The organism is Amycolatopsis cynarae, assembly GCF_026802195.1.
GTDB classification, from domain to species: Bacteria; Actinomycetota; Actinomycetes; order Mycobacteriales; family Pseudonocardiaceae; genus Amycolatopsis_E; species Amycolatopsis_E rhizosphaerae.
Genome location: NZ_CP113836.1, coordinates 6,807,016 through 6,820,126, shown reverse-complemented (window position 1 = coordinate 6,820,126; position 13,111 = coordinate 6,807,016). Strand labels below are relative to the sequence as shown.

Annotated in this window: 11 protein-coding genes; 6 read left to right on the top strand and 5 right to left on the bottom strand. The window is 70.5% G+C overall.

Annotated elements, in window-relative coordinates; genetic code table 11:
• Positions 1-21: 21 nt before the first annotated feature.
• On the top strand, positions 22-633 hold the full coding sequence (locus tag ORV05_RS33000) for a DUF1707 SHOCT-like domain-containing protein (RefSeq protein WP_268755789.1): 612 nt from the start codon (positions 22-24) through the stop codon (positions 631-633).
• Here the strand turns inward: ORV05_RS33000 and ptsP are convergent.
• A complete protein-coding gene (ptsP, locus tag ORV05_RS32995; RefSeq protein ID WP_268755788.1) occupies positions 630-2,264 on the bottom strand; it encodes a phosphoenolpyruvate--protein phosphotransferase in 1,635 nt (544 codons plus the stop codon). The genes ORV05_RS33000 and ptsP overlap by 4 nt on opposite strands.
• Positions 2,265-2,308: 44 nt before the next feature.
• The gene (locus ORV05_RS32990) at positions 2,309-3,184 is read right to left on the bottom strand and encodes a ribokinase (RefSeq protein ID WP_268755787.1); all 876 of its coding nucleotides are present in this window, start codon (positions 3,182-3,184) and stop codon (positions 2,309-2,311) included.
• 344 nt (positions 3,185-3,528) lie between these two features.
• On the opposite strand from ORV05_RS32990, the gene ORV05_RS32985 reads away from it, so the two are divergent.
• The gene (locus ORV05_RS32985) at positions 3,529-4,275 is read left to right on the top strand and encodes a TetR/AcrR family transcriptional regulator (protein WP_144586683.1); all 747 of its coding nucleotides are present in this window, start codon (positions 3,529-3,531) and stop codon (positions 4,273-4,275) included.
• 187 nt (positions 4,276-4,462) lie between these two features.
• On the opposite strand, the gene leuS is transcribed toward ORV05_RS32985, so the two are convergent.
• A complete protein-coding gene (leuS, locus tag ORV05_RS32980; RefSeq protein ID WP_407652630.1) occupies positions 4,463-7,303 on the bottom strand; it encodes a leucine--tRNA ligase in 2,841 nt (946 codons plus the stop codon).
• A gap of 106 nt (positions 7,304-7,409) precedes the next feature.
• Between leuS and ORV05_RS32975 the strand changes: the two genes are divergently transcribed.
• Positions 7,410-7,817 (top strand): SdpI family protein, encoded by a 408-nt coding sequence (locus ORV05_RS32975; protein WP_268755785.1) that lies wholly within the window; start codon positions 7,410-7,412, stop codon positions 7,815-7,817.
• A gap of 4 nt (positions 7,818-7,821) precedes the next feature.
• Here ORV05_RS32975 and ORV05_RS32970 read toward each other — a convergent pair whose 3' ends face one another.
• A complete protein-coding gene (locus ORV05_RS32970) occupies positions 7,822-8,394 on the bottom strand; it encodes a YqgE/AlgH family protein (RefSeq protein ID WP_268755784.1) in 573 nt (190 codons plus the stop codon).
• A gap of 307 nt (positions 8,395-8,701) precedes the next feature.
• Between ORV05_RS32970 and ORV05_RS32965 the strand changes: the two genes are divergently transcribed.
• The 3 genes from ORV05_RS32965 to ORV05_RS32955 are packed head-to-tail and all read left to right on the top strand — an operon-like array spanning position 8,702 to position 12,954.
• Positions 8,702-9,940 (top strand): MFS transporter, encoded by a 1,239-nt coding sequence (locus tag ORV05_RS32965; RefSeq protein ID WP_268760006.1) that lies wholly within the window; start codon positions 8,702-8,704, stop codon positions 9,938-9,940.
• Positions 9,941-9,968: 28 nt separating this feature from the next.
• Positions 9,969-11,066, top strand: a complete 1,098-nt coding sequence (locus ORV05_RS32960; RefSeq protein ID WP_268755783.1) for a TNT domain-containing protein — start codon at positions 9,969-9,971, stop codon at positions 11,064-11,066.
• A gap of 34 nt (positions 11,067-11,100) precedes the next feature.
• Positions 11,101-12,954, top strand: coding sequence for a TNT domain-containing protein (locus tag ORV05_RS32955; protein WP_268755782.1), 1,854 nt, complete (start codon positions 11,101-11,103; stop codon positions 12,952-12,954).
• On the opposite strand, the gene ORV05_RS32950 is transcribed toward ORV05_RS32955, so the two are convergent.
• The gene (locus ORV05_RS32950; protein ID WP_268755781.1) at positions 12,938-13,084 is read right to left on the bottom strand and encodes a hypothetical protein; all 147 of its coding nucleotides are present in this window, start codon (positions 13,082-13,084) and stop codon (positions 12,938-12,940) included. The genes ORV05_RS32955 and ORV05_RS32950 overlap by 17 nt on opposite strands.
• Between the last annotated feature and the right edge of the window lie 27 nt (positions 13,085-13,111).

Below are 13,111 nucleotides of genomic sequence, written 5' to 3'. Positions count from 1 at the left end.
GGCCGCTTCTACGCTTTCGACATGGCTGAAGACACCGGGACGAAACCGCTCGCCCCACGCGACCTCCGCGTGTCGGACGAAGAGCGAGAACACGTGATCGGGGTACTGCAGAAGGCCATCGGCCGGGGGCTGCTCGACCTGGACGAGTTCACCGAACGCACCGACGTCGCGCTCGCCGCCTCGACCCGGGGCGAGCTGAACCGCGTGCTCGCGGACATTCCCGGCCTGGTCAACCACGAGCTGCCCATGCCGGACGGCGCGATCCGGCGGACCGGCCCCCGGCTCGAACTGACCGCGAAGTACTCGTCCCTGGTCCGCAGGGGGGCCTGGATCGTGCCGCCCGAACTCGTGGTCCGCGCCAAGTACGGATCCACGAAACTCGACTTCTCCGAGGCCCAGATCGGTGGCTCCGTGGTACACGTCGAGCTGGACTGCAAATGGGGTTCGGTCGAGGTGGTCATCCCCGAGCACGCCTCGATCGACCTCAACGCGATCACCGACCTGAAGTACACCTCGCTGCACGACAGGACCGGCGCGGACGGCCGCGCCGGCTCACCCCGATTGGTCTTTTCCGGGCGGGTGCACGGAGGTTCGCTGTCCATCCGCTACCCGCGCCGCGGCTTGCGTTTCTAGCTCTCGCGGGCGCCTTCCCTGGCGGTGGCGGGATCGGGCGCGGCCAGTGCCGCGGCGGCCGCGGCCTCGCACTGCGCGAGGGTGGTCGCGGCCAGCCCCGCGCCGACCGCGCGGATCGCGGCCGCGTTCATGGACAGGCTGGTCACCCCGAGCCCGGTGAGGACACGGGCGAGGAGCGGGTCGGCGGCGGCCTCGCCGCAGACGCCCACGGGTTTACCCGTCGCACGGGCCGCGTCGCCGACCAGCTTGATCAGCCGGAGCAGTGCGGGCTGCCAGGGATCGTTCAGTTTCGCCACGGCACCGAGCTGCCTGTCTGCGGCGAAGGTGTACTGGGCCAGGTCGTTCGTGCCGATCGAGACGAAGTCGACCGCCTCCAGGATCTCACGGGCCGACAACGCCGCGGCCGGAATCTCGATCATCACTCCGGCGCGGGCGATTCCGGCGGCGCGCACCCGCTCGGCGAACCAGGCCGCCTCCTCCGCGGTGGCCACCATCGGGGCCATCACGGAGACCTCGGCGCCGGATTCCCCCGCCGCTCCCGCGATGGCTTCGAGCTGGCGGTCCAGCACGTCGCGCCGGTCGAAGGCGACCCGGAGCCCGCGCACGCCGAGCGCCGGGTTCGGTTCCTCCTCCGGCGACAGGAAGGCCAACGGCTTGTCCGCGCCCGCGTCGAGCGTGCGCACGATGACCTGTTTCCCCGCGAACGGCGCAAGGACGGCGGCATAGGCGGCACGCTGCTCGTCCACGGAAGGCTCGGCGGGCGCGTCGAGGTAGCAGAACTCGGTGCGGAACAGGCCGACGCCTTCGGCACCGGCGTCGGCCGCCGCACGCGCGTCCGCCGGTGAGCCCACGTTGCCGAGCACCTTCACCCAATGCCCGTCCGAGGTGGTGCCCACCCCGTTCCACTCGGCGGGGCCCGCGACGACGGCGGTGAGCACCGGGGCGTCCGGGTCGACGACCTCGACCTGACCGGTGTCGCCGTCGACGAGCAGCGCCTTCGCGTCGGTGGTGAGCAGACCGCGTACCGCGACCACCGCGGGAATCCCCAGCGCGCGGGCCAGAATGGCGGTGTGGCTGGTCGGCCCGCCTTCCTCGGTGACGAGGGCGAGCACCCGCTCGCGATCGAGCCCGGCGGTGTCGGCCGGGGCGAGGTCGCGGGCGACCAGCACGCTCGGCGAGGTCAGCTCCGGCACCCCGGGCGGCTCGACCCCGAGCAGTTCGGCGACCACCCGGTCACGCACGTCCTCGATGTCGCGCACGCGTTCGGCCAGGTAGCCCCCGGCAGCCGCCAGTGTTTGCGCGAAGACGTTGGCGGACTCGCAGACCGCTCGGGCGGCCGGTTTCCCCTCCTGGAGCACGAGCCGTTCGGCCTCGCTGACCAGTGCCGGGTCGGCCGCCATGGCCGCGGTGGTGAGCAGGATGGTGGCGGCCTCGCCGGAAGCCTTTTCGGACAGCGCCTCGAGCCGCGCGGCGACGGCCCGGGTGGCCGGCGCGATACGAGCGGCGTCGGCCTGGGGGTCTTCGGGCTTCGGCGTGCTCGGCGGTTCCCCGAGCGGCTCGGCCACCCGGACGACGGGGCCGCTGGCCCGGCCCGGGCTCACCGCGACCCCGGACAGCCTTGTTTCCGACATGGTCTAGACCATACCTTTCCGCGTGCGCCTCGGACACCCCCTTCCTACGCCTGTTCCGGCACCTCCGCCGCGGACGGGTAGGACGGCTGGGCACCCCGCCGGGTCACCGAGATCGCCGCGACCCGCACCGCCCGGCGAGCGGCCGCTTCGAGGGAGGCGCCGGCGGCAAGGGAGGCGGTGAGAGCCCCGGTGAACGCGTCGCCCGCGCCAGTGCTGTCGACGGCCTCGACCTTCGGGGAGGCCACCTCCGTGGTGCCCTGCCGGGTGACCACCAGCGCCCCGCGCGCCCCCAGGGTCACCACCGCGGAGCGGGGTCCGAGGCCGAGCAGCTTCTCCGGTTCGACGCCGGTGCCGAGCAGCCAGGCCGCTTCGTGCTCGTTCACCAGCAGGACGTCGAGCGCGGCGAGGGTAGCGGGCGAGACCTCCGCCGCGGGCGACAGATTGAGCAGGGGCCGCACACCCGCCTCGGCGGCCGCGGCCACGGCGCGCTCCACGGTGGGCAGCGGGATCTCCATCGAAGCAACCATGATCTTGACTCCGGACAGCGCCCCGTCGAGATCCGCGGGTTCGAGGGCGTGGTTCGCGCCGGGGGACACCAGGATGGAGTTCTCGCCGTCGGGCGTGACGGTGATGTAGGCGATGCCCGTCGGCCGGGCCACGGTCTTGACCAGGTCCGTGTGCACCCCGGCGGACCGCAGGGACTCGGTGAGGACCGCACCATAGGGGTCCTGCCCGATCGCGCCGAGCAGTGCGACGTCCGCACCGAGCCGGGCGGCGGCGACGGCCGTGTTGGCGCCCTTCCCGCCGGGCGAGATCGTGGTGTCACCGCCGAGCACGGTTTCCCCGGGGCCGGGACGGCGTTCGGCCGGTACCACCAGGTCGGCGTTCGCCGAGCCGACCACGAGCACGTCATGAGTCATGCCCACAGTCTCCCCCAGCGGCCAACGTGAAAGACGTTTGTAACTTATTGCCCACCTGGAGCGACATGAGGATGAGTGTCCGACGACGTTCACCCGAATGGGGGAACTTCGTCCTCTGGGCGTCCCGTCACAGGGAGGCCGGCCTCTTCTATAACTGTCCGAACCCGGATGCGCACCGGGGGAAGGGCATCGGGTCGCCGGTACCGATCGCGTAGCCCCCCGAGCGATCGGTACCGGCGGCGCCCGCCCAGGCTGCCTTCACCGGCGCCCGTGTGCAGCGTTCGACCACCAAGCTTGGTCACTTCTTTCCCGAAACGGCCGGTGTGACCTTTTAGAATGCCTGAATGGACAAGCCAGCGCGCCGGGGCCGCGTGCGCGTGGCGACCGACCAGGACATCCGGCGGACCGCCCGGAGGCTCCTGGTCGAGCGCGGACCAGAAGCCGTCACCCTGCGGGCGATCGCTCGCGAACTCGGCATCACCGCCCCCGCCCTGTACCGGTACTACGGATCCCGCGACGACCTGATCGAGCACCTCCGGCTCGACGTCATCGCCGATCTGGCGGCCCAGCTCAGCGAGGAGATCGGCACGCTGCCCGGCGACGGGGCCGAACAGCTGTTCGCCATCTGCCGCGGCTTCCGCCGCTGGGCGCTGACGCACACGAAGGAGTTCACCCTCGTGTTCGCCTCACCCACCGGCGAGGTCGGACCCCACTCCCCGCACAGCGTCGCCACGCTCAACCGGGCCGACGAGCCGTTCGGGCGGATCTTCCTGATGGCCGCGGGCCAGATCCTGGCCAACCACAAGCTCACGCTCCCGCCGGTGGAGCGGATCCCGCCCGAACTGCGCGACGACCTGGCCACCTTCCAGGACAACCTGCTGTCGGTACTGCGCGAAACCGGCCTCGAATTCCCGCCCGACAACCTCGACCTGGGCACCACCTACGTGATGATCCAGTTCTGGGCCCGCCTGTACGGGCACATCACGCTCGAGGTGTTCGGCAACTACCCGATCCCGATGACCAAACCGGACGCCGTCTTCGACGCCCTCCTCGCCGATCTCGCCAGGGAGATCGGTTTGGAGAGCACCTAGCTAGGTGTGTACCAAAGCGGCAGAGCCGCTTGCTGTGGGCTGGCAGCTTGCACCGCTGCGGGTTCTGACGTGGTTCCTCGCAGGAAACAGCACCGCCAGCGCTTCGTGAATTGGCATTCATGAGGAGGCGATCCCACAGCGAGGGACCACGTCAGGTTCCGCCACCCAAACCACTTCGATACAGGTCCTAGAGCACGACGTTGACCAGGCGGCCCGGCACGACGATCACCTTGCGCGGCGTCTTGTCGCCGACCAGCGCGGCCACCTTCTCGTCGGCCAGCGCCGCGGCCTTGACCGCGTCGGTGGCGGCGTCGGCGGCGACCGTGATGCGCGAACGAACCTTCCCGTTGACCTGGATCGGGTACTCGACCGAGTCCTCCACCAGGTACTTCTCGTCCGCCACCGGGAACGGCCCGTGCACCAGCGAGCCGGTGTGGCCCAGCCGGTGCCACAGTTCTTCGGCGATGTGGGGGCACAGCGGCGCCAGCATCAGCACCAGCGGCTCCACCAGTTCGCGTGGAGTGGCCTCGGCCGAGCCGTACACCTTGGTCACGTGGTTGTTCAGCTCGATCAGCTTCGCGCCCGCGGTGTTGAACCGCATCTCCGCGTAGTCCTCGCGGACCCCGGCGATGGTCTTGTGCAACTGCTTGCGATCCGCCGTCGTCGCGTCCACATCGGACACCCGCGGCCCGCCGGTCCGCTCGTCGACCACCAGCCGCCACAACCGCTGCAGGAAGCGATGGGCACCGACCACGTCCTTGGTCGACCACGGACGGGACACGTCCAGCGGCCCCATGGCCATCTCGTAGAACCGGAAGGTGTCCGCCCCGTAGTCCGACGCCATCTGGTCGGGGGTGACCACGTTCTTCAGGCTCTTGCCCATCTTGCCGTATTCCTGCTTGACCTCCTGGCCCTGGAAGAAGAACTTGCCGTCCTTCTCCTCGACCTCTTCGGCAGGAACGTAGAAACCGCGGGCATCGGTGTAGGCGTAGGCCTGGATGTAGCCCTGGTTGAACAGGCGCCGGTAGGGCTCCTCCGAGGAGACGTGCCCCAGATCGTAGAGCACCTTCTGCCAGAACCGCGAGTACAGCAGGTGCAGCACGGCGTGCTCGACGCCGCCGACGTACAGGTCGACGCCGCCCGGATCGTTCGCGCCGTGCTCGGCGGGCCGCGGGCCCAGCCAGTACCGCTCGTTGACCGGGTCGACGAATCGGTCGCTGTTGTCCGGATCCACATACCGCAGCTGGTACCAGCACGAACCGGCCCAGTTCGGCATGGTGTTGGTGTCGCGCCGGTAGGTCTTCGGCCCGTCACCCAGGTCGAGCGTGACCTCGACCCAGTCCGTCGCGCGCGACAGCGGCGGCGAGGGCTCGGCGTTGGCGTCGTCCGGCTCGAAGGTCTTGGGGGAGTAGTCGTCGACCTCGGGCAGTTCGATCGGCAGCATGCTCTCCGGCAGGGCGTGCGCGACGCCGTTCTCGTCGTAGACGACCGGGAACGGCTCGCCCCAGTAACGCTGCCGCGAGAACAGCCAGTCCCGCAGCTTGTACTGGACGGTGCCCTCGCCGTGGCCGTGCTCGGACAGCCACGCGATGATCGTCTTCTTGGCCTCGTCGACGTTCATCCCGTCCAGGAAGCCCGAGTTGGTCGCCGGGCCGTCGCCCGTGTACGCCTCACCGTCGAAACCTTCGCTCGGCTGGACGGTCCGGATGATCTCCAGGTGGAACTTCTTCGCGAAGTCCCAGTCACGCTGGTCCTGGCCGGGCACCGCCATGATCGCGCCCGTGCCGTAGCCCATCAGCACGTAGTCGGCGACGAAGACCGGGATCTGCTTGCCGTTGACCGGGTTCACCGCGAACGCGCCGGTGAACACGCCGGTCTTGTCCTTGCTCTCCTGCCGGTCCAGCTCGGACTTGCGCGAGGCGGCCAGCCGGTAGGCGTCGATCGCCCCGGCCGGGGTCGCCGCGCCAGCGGTCCAGACCTCGTCGACCCCCTCCGGCCACGCCTCGGCGGTCAGCTTGTCCACCAGCGGATGCTCGGGTGCCAGCACCACGTAGGTGGCGCCGAACAGCGTGTCGGGGCGGGTGGTGAACACCTCGATCGACTCGGCCCCGGCGGCGAAGGACACCCGCGCACCCTGCGACCGGCCGATCCAGTTGCGCTGCATGGACTTGACCTTCTCCGGCCAGTCCAGCCGGTCCAGGTCGTCCACCAGCCGGTCGGCGTAGGCGGTGATGCGCATCATCCACTGGCGCAGGTTCCGCCGGAACACCGGGAAGTTCCCGCGCTCGCTGCGGCCGTCCGGAGTGACCTCCTCGTTGGACAGCACCGTGCCGAGGCCGGGGCACCAGTTGACCGGTGCCTCCGAAAGGTAGGCCAGGCGGTGCTCGGCCAGGACCGCCTGCCGCTCGGCGCTGCTCAGCTCACCCCAGCCGCGTCCGTCCGGGGTCGTGCGCTTGCCCTCGGCGAACGCGGCCTCCAGCTCGGCGATCGGGCGGGCCTTGCCCTGCTCCTCGTCGTAGTAGGAGTTGTAGATCTGCAGGAAGATCCACTGCGTCCAGCGGTAGTACTCCGGATCGATGGTGGAGATCCGGCGCCGTTCGTCGTGGCCGAGCCCCAGCCTGCGAATCTGCCGCAGGTAGGTCTCGATGTTCTCCTCGGTGGTCTTGCGGGGGTGCTGCCCGGTCTGCACCGCGTACTGCTCGGCGGGCAGGCCGAAGGCGTCGAAGCCCATGGTGTGCAGGACGTTGCGCCCGATCATCCGGTGGTACCGGGCGAAGACGTCGGTGCCGATGAAGCCCAGCGGGTGGCCGACGTGCAGGCCCGCGCCCGATGGGTACGGGAACATGTCCTGCACGAACAGCTTGTCGGAGGGGATGTCCTCTCCGGCGAGCGAGCCCTCGGGATTCGGCGCGTGGTAGGTGCCGTGCTCGGCCCAGAACTGCTGCCAGCGCAGCTCGATCCGGCCTGCCAGCTCCGCGTTGTACCGGTGCCCGGGAATTTCCTCGCTTGCCTCGCTCACACCACTCATGGTAGGCGGCAGGTCGACCGTGTTTTCGCGCGGCCGGACCATGGCCTGCGGCACACCTGAGCAGGGCAGGCAGCGCGACGGGAGGAAACCCGCTTATTCTTGCCCCGTGTTCTTCCTCGCGCTGATCCCCATGCTGCTCGGTGTCGTCGTCGGCTGGGGCGGTCTCCTCGGCTGGCGCGAGAAGCTGCCGCGTGACCGCGGCGCGGGCGTGCGGACCGCGGCCACGATGCGGTCCGACGAAGCGTTCCGCATCGGCAACAAGGTGGCGGGCCTGCCCACCGTGGTGGGTGGCGTCGCCGGCTTGCTGGCCGGAATCGCCGGGCTGGTCATGCCCACCACCGCGGGTCTCGTGATCGCCACCCTGGTCGGTCTGGTGGGCATGTTCGCGCTGGTGCTCGCCGGCGGTCTGCTGGGCCACCGCGCCGCGCTCGCCGTGCCCGCGCCGGCGCCCTCGGCACCCTCGGCCTGCGCGGGCTGCGCCTGCGGTGGTTGCTCGGCCCTGCAGCGCGCCTGAAACCTCAGTTTCGCTGAAGATCCCCCGGATGGGTGGCCAGCAGCGCGGTCGGGACGCCTTGCCTGCGCAGCACCTGTCCCCACAGATCGCGGTCCGGCGTGGCCAGCACGTCGCTCGGCAGTGCGGGCACGATCAGCCAGTCACCCCGCTCGATCTCACCCGCGAGCTGGCCGGAATCCCAGCCCGCGTACCCGGCGAACACGCGTAGCCCCCGCACCTTCGGCACCAGCAGGTCCGGATCGGCATCGAGGTCGACCAGTGCCACCGGGCCACGCACACCGATCAGCCCCGGCACCCTCGCCGCGGTCTCCCCGGCACGCAGCGCGGCCAGGCACAACGCGGTCTTCTTCTCCACCGGACCACCGACGAACACCGACTGCGGTTCGACCACATGCCTGCCCCAACTGGGCAGCACGTCGTCCACCGGCACCTCGCTCGGCCGGTTGAGGACCACACCGAGGGTGCCCTCCTGGCGGTGGTCGATGACGAAGACCACCGTCCGGCGGAAATTGGGATCGAACATCGTGGGGGCGGCGACCAGGAGCGAGCCCGGTTCAACCTCGGCGTCCGCTGGCACAAGGCCATGATCGCACCTGCCGCCGCCTCTGTTCGAGCCCCGCGGGAACAACGGATGGGTACGACCCGTTGTACGGGGTGGCCGGCGCACTCCGTGTCCCCCGGGCCCACTTGAGAAGAGCCTTTGTGGAATACCGTTCGGCTGGAGCCACACTGCGCGACGCCGCCGAGAGGCGACCAAGTGCGCCGGCCTCTTATTCGTCCGTTTCGTCGCCAACACCGCCCCCGAGGGCGCCGTAAGCTTTCGTGGTGTGACGGCGAGCGCGCAGATCCAGCAGGTCAAACCGGGCGCTCGTGCCTTCTTCGGCATGCCGGGCTTCCGCCGGCTGCTGTTCACCCGCTTCGCCGCCCAGTGGTCCGACGGGGTGTTCCGTGCTGGGCTGGCCGGGGCGGTGCTGTTCAATCCCGAACGCGGGGCCGACCCGCTGACCATCGCCGGCGGTTTCGCCGTGCTGCTGCTCCCGTACTCGGTGATCGGCCCGTTCGCCGGGGCCCTGCTGGACCGCTGGGACCGCCGCCGCGTGCTCGTGCTCGCCAACCTGCTGCGAGGCGTAGCGGTGATCGCCACGGCGGCGGCGGTGGGTTTCGGCCTCGCCGGCCCGGTCCTGTTCGTGCTCGCCCTGCTGGTCGAAGGCATCTCCCGGTTCGTCGGTTCCGGTATGTCGGCGTCACTTCCCCACGTGGTCCGCCCGGAAATGATCGTGGCGGGCAACGCGTTCGCGGCCACCCTCGGTGCGATGGTCGCGGTGGTCGGCGGGGGCTGTGCCATCGGCCTGCGGGCGGTGCTCGGCCCGGGGAACGCCGGGTCGGCCTGGACGACCTCCGTCGCGATCCTCGGGTCGGCCCTCGCCGCGCTGATCGCCGCCCGCTTCGCGCGCGGCAAACTCGGCCCGGACCTGGTCGACGAGCCCTCCGATGCGCTGCTGGCGGTGGCGCACGGGCTGGCGGACGGGGGCAGAGCCGCACTCGCCGCCCCCACCGTGACCGCCGGGTTCGTCGCCCTGTTCGCCCACCGGGCGTCCTACGGCATCTCGCTGCTGCTGACCGTGCTCCTGATGCGGTTCTCCTTCCACGACGCGGGCCCGCTCAAATCCGGGCTGCCCGGCCTGGGGCAGATGGCCGCGATGGGAGGTGCCGGGATCCTCCTCGCCGGGTTCCTCACGCCGAGACTGGTGCAGCGGTTCGGCAGGCACCCGGTGGTGTTCGGCTCACTGCTGCTGGCCGCGCTCGCGCAGGCCGGACTGGGCCTGCCGATGCTGCTGCCGACCGTGCTGCTGGCGTCGTTCTTCATCACCGCCGCCGGCCAGGTGCTCAAACTGTGCGTGGATTCCGCCGTGCAAAGCGACATCGGGGACGAAGCCCGCGGACGCGTGTTCGCGCTCTACGACACGCTGTTCAACATCACCCAGGTGGCGGCGGTCGCCGCCGCGGCCGCGATCACCCCGCTGGACGGCCACTCGATCCCGCTGCTGCTGGCCGCCACGGCGATCTACCTTCTCGGCGGGCTCGGCTACTTCCTTGCCATTCGGCGAAATCCGGGGATCTGAGATCACGTTCTCGCTTAGAGTGAGCGTGATGGAACGAACGGCCGGACAACCGCTCTCCGTGACCTTCCGGCACGCACGAGTGGTCGACACCCAGCAAGCGGGCGCACCACCGGTCGTGGACCGGCCGCCCTTGTCCGAAGACGAAATCCCACAGGTACTCCGCTACCTCGAACGCCAGCCCGCCGTGCTGGTCGGCAGCGGGTTCGGCCCGGACATCTTCAGCGGCGGCGCCGAGGCCGACGTGCCCGAGAGCTATCACACCGACGGCACCTGGATCTGGCATGCCTCGGTGTCCCACTACCTGCGCAAGTACGGCACGCCACCGGAACCCGCCTTCGTCGAGCACATGCGGCAGCGCGGGTTCCACCCGCCCTATGTGGACAAGCTGGTGCGCCGCACCGCCGCCGCGGACCTGCTCGGCCGTCCCCGCCCCCCGGCCGAGGCGAGGGACATCGGACCGACCAGCGCCGATGTCGCCGCCGCGCTGGAGACCCAGCCCGATCCGAAGCTGGAGGACCCCGCCGTCCTGGTCGTGCTGGCCCAGCGGCTCGGCGAGCAGGGCGTCTGGCCGGAGGCCTACCGGATCGCGGCGCGCGGGGACTGCGCGTGGTGCCTCAACGCGACCGAACAGGGCTGGGAGGTGGCCTGGCACGAGAACGGCGATCCCGTCGAGCCCCGCTACTTCGAGCGGGCCGAAGACGCCGCGCAGTACCTGCTGGGCACCCTCCTGCTGCATCCGAGCCGGATCACCGCCGGTCACCGCACCCCCTTGGAAACCGCGGCCGAACTGGCCGACTGGCCCATCCAGCCGACGGAGGGCGAACCGCCGCTGACACTGCTGCGGAACAAGCGGATCGTGCGGCTCGGGGCCGGCACCGTGGTGGTGCGCTTCGGCGGCGACGGCGGAAACCTGGTGCATCACGACGAGACCCGGTTCCCCACCACCTCCCTGCCGCTCGAACGGGAACGGAACGAACGCAACTTCCGGCTGTGCCGCCCGCTTTCGGTCATCCTCGGCATTGCGGTGCCGTGGGCCGGACTGCCCGGCGGGGCGGTGAGTTACGTCCTGCCCAAGGCGATCAAGGAGCACCTCGCCGACGGCAGTTTGGAGCTCTTGGTCGGCTAGATTTACCGGGTCTTTGACTTACACGGGGGGATCAGTGCGGTATCGAGTCGAGCTCGCCGACCGGCCGGACGGGCTGTACGGCGTTTGGCGGGGCCGGGTCTACCCAGCACAGCGATCGACGGCGGACGGCACCGTCCTGCTGGTCGTGCTGCCCGGTGAGGAAGCGCCGGAGGACTTCGACACGGAGTGGAACGGCCGCGCGGCCAAGGTGGTGCCGGATGAGCAGGCCGACTCGACGTTCAGCCTGCAGACGCACTGCCTGTTCGACGACGAACTCTTCCGCATCGCACCCGACTCGGACCCGAACAGGCTGCCCCTGCGCTGGAACGGCCAGGACGAGGCGCGCGCACGCCAGCTCGGCCTGGTCGAGCTCGCGACGACCGCGACCCCGGGCGAGCTCAGCGCCCTGTGGCAGGAACGGCACGACTTCCCGGGCGCCACCCGGCCGGAGCCGGGCATCGGCGATCCGGACGAGCTGGTCCGCGCCATCGCCCGCACCGTCCGGTCCATCCTGCCCGAAGGCTGGGAGCGGGTCGCCGCCCAGTTCCGCCAGGTCGGTGACTACGCGGAGATCGAGATCCGCTCGATCAGCGGTGAGCTGTCGGTCTCGCTGCCCGCTCCGCCCCAGCTCGGCCAGTTGTTCGCCCGGCTGCGCTCGGCGATGTACCGGCCGGACACCGGGACCTGGTTCAAGGGCACCCTCACCCTCGAAGCCCCCTCGTCGTTCCTGTTCGACTACGACTCGACGAACGAACCGACCTGGCGGCAGCCGCCCGGCACCGGCAGGCTGACCGCGCGTGCCTACGAAGCGGAGCTCGCGTACTTCCCCCGGGCCCGGCAACAGGTGCCCGAGTGGCTCGCGGCGAAGGCCGGGCTGCCGGTGGAGGTCACGTTCCGGAAGGCGGTGCTGCCGGAGAACCGGCAACCGCTGCCCCCGGAGGAGGTCCGCGGCGTGCTGGACTACCTCTACCGGGCGTCGGTGGTGCTCACCCGGCCCGAGCGGCTCCCGGACGCGGTCAACCCGGCGGGCCCCGCGGACGTCCCCGACGCCTTCCACACCGACGGCGTCTGGATCTGGCCCGCCGCGATCCCGCACTACCTGCGGAAGTACGGGATCGGACCGGAACCCGAACTCCTGGAGCGGATTCGGGGCATTTCCTTCCGGGTGCCGTATGTGCCGCCGGAGATCCGGGCGGCGGCCGAGGCCGAACTGCTCGGAATGCCCTATCCGCCGACTCCGGAGACGCGCGCGGCGGATTCGGTGACCTTGATCGACCGCGGTGCCGAACCCCCACTGGGCCTGCGTGCCTCCGAGGTGCTGACCGTGCTGCAACGGCGGCTGAACGAGTACGGCATCGCCGAGTCCGCCTACCGGATCGGCGAGCACGCCGAGGGCGCCTGGTCACTCCACCGGACGGAGGCGAGTTGGGAGGTCACCGGCCCGGCAGGCGGTGAACCCGCCGCGTTCGCGCACGTCGAGGAGGCGGCGCGGTTCCTGCTCGGCTCGCTCCTGCTCTATCCCGCGAGGACCCCGGAGCCGCAGCCGATGGAATGGCCCGTCGTCCCGCTCCGGGGCGAACCGCCGCTCACCTTCTTCCGGTCCAAGCGGATGATCACCCTGCCCGCCGGGACCACGGTGCTGCGCTTCGGCAACGAGACCGGGAACCTGGTGCACGATCCGGGCACCAGGTTCCCGGAGGCCTCACTCACCCCCGAACGCGAGCCGCTGCGGCAGACCTACCGGTTGACGCGCGGGCTGGTGGCGCTCACCGGGGTGACCCTGCCGTGGGGACCGATGCCGGGCGGCGCGGTCGGCTACCTGCTGCCGCTCGCGATCGCCCAGCACCTGGAGGCGGGAGCACTCGAACGGGTCAGCGACCAGCCTTGATCAGGTCGGTCAGCTCGGCGAAGCCCTTCCGCATCTCGGTACGAAGGTCACCCATTTCGGTGCGAAGATCGTCCAGCCCGATCCGGAGGTTCGCGATCTCGACGTCGTGACGAGCGAAGCCGTCCCGCACCTCCGTCCGCAGGTCCCGCCTGTCGCT

Coding starts and splice junctions, on each gene's coding strand:
- ORV05_RS33000 (WP_268755789.1), top strand. CDS start 22: ATGGCTGAAGACACCGGGACGAAACCGCTCGCCCCACGCGACCTCCGC.
- ptsP (WP_268755788.1), bottom strand. CDS start 2,264: ATGTCGGAAACAAGGCTGTCCGGGGTCGCGGTGAGCCCGGGCCGGGCC.
- ORV05_RS32990 (WP_268755787.1), bottom strand. CDS start 3,184: ATGACTCATGACGTGCTCGTGGTCGGCTCGGCGAACGCCGACCTGGTG.
- ORV05_RS32985 (WP_144586683.1), top strand. CDS start 3,529: ATGGACAAGCCAGCGCGCCGGGGCCGCGTGCGCGTGGCGACCGACCAG.
- leuS (WP_407652630.1), bottom strand. CDS start 7,303: ATGAGTGGTGTGAGCGAGGCAAGCGAGGAAATTCCCGGGCACCGGTAC.
- ORV05_RS32965 (WP_268760006.1), top strand. CDS start 8,702: ATGCCGGGCTTCCGCCGGCTGCTGTTCACCCGCTTCGCCGCCCAGTGG.
- ORV05_RS32960 (WP_268755783.1), top strand. CDS start 9,969: ATGGAACGAACGGCCGGACAACCGCTCTCCGTGACCTTCCGGCACGCA.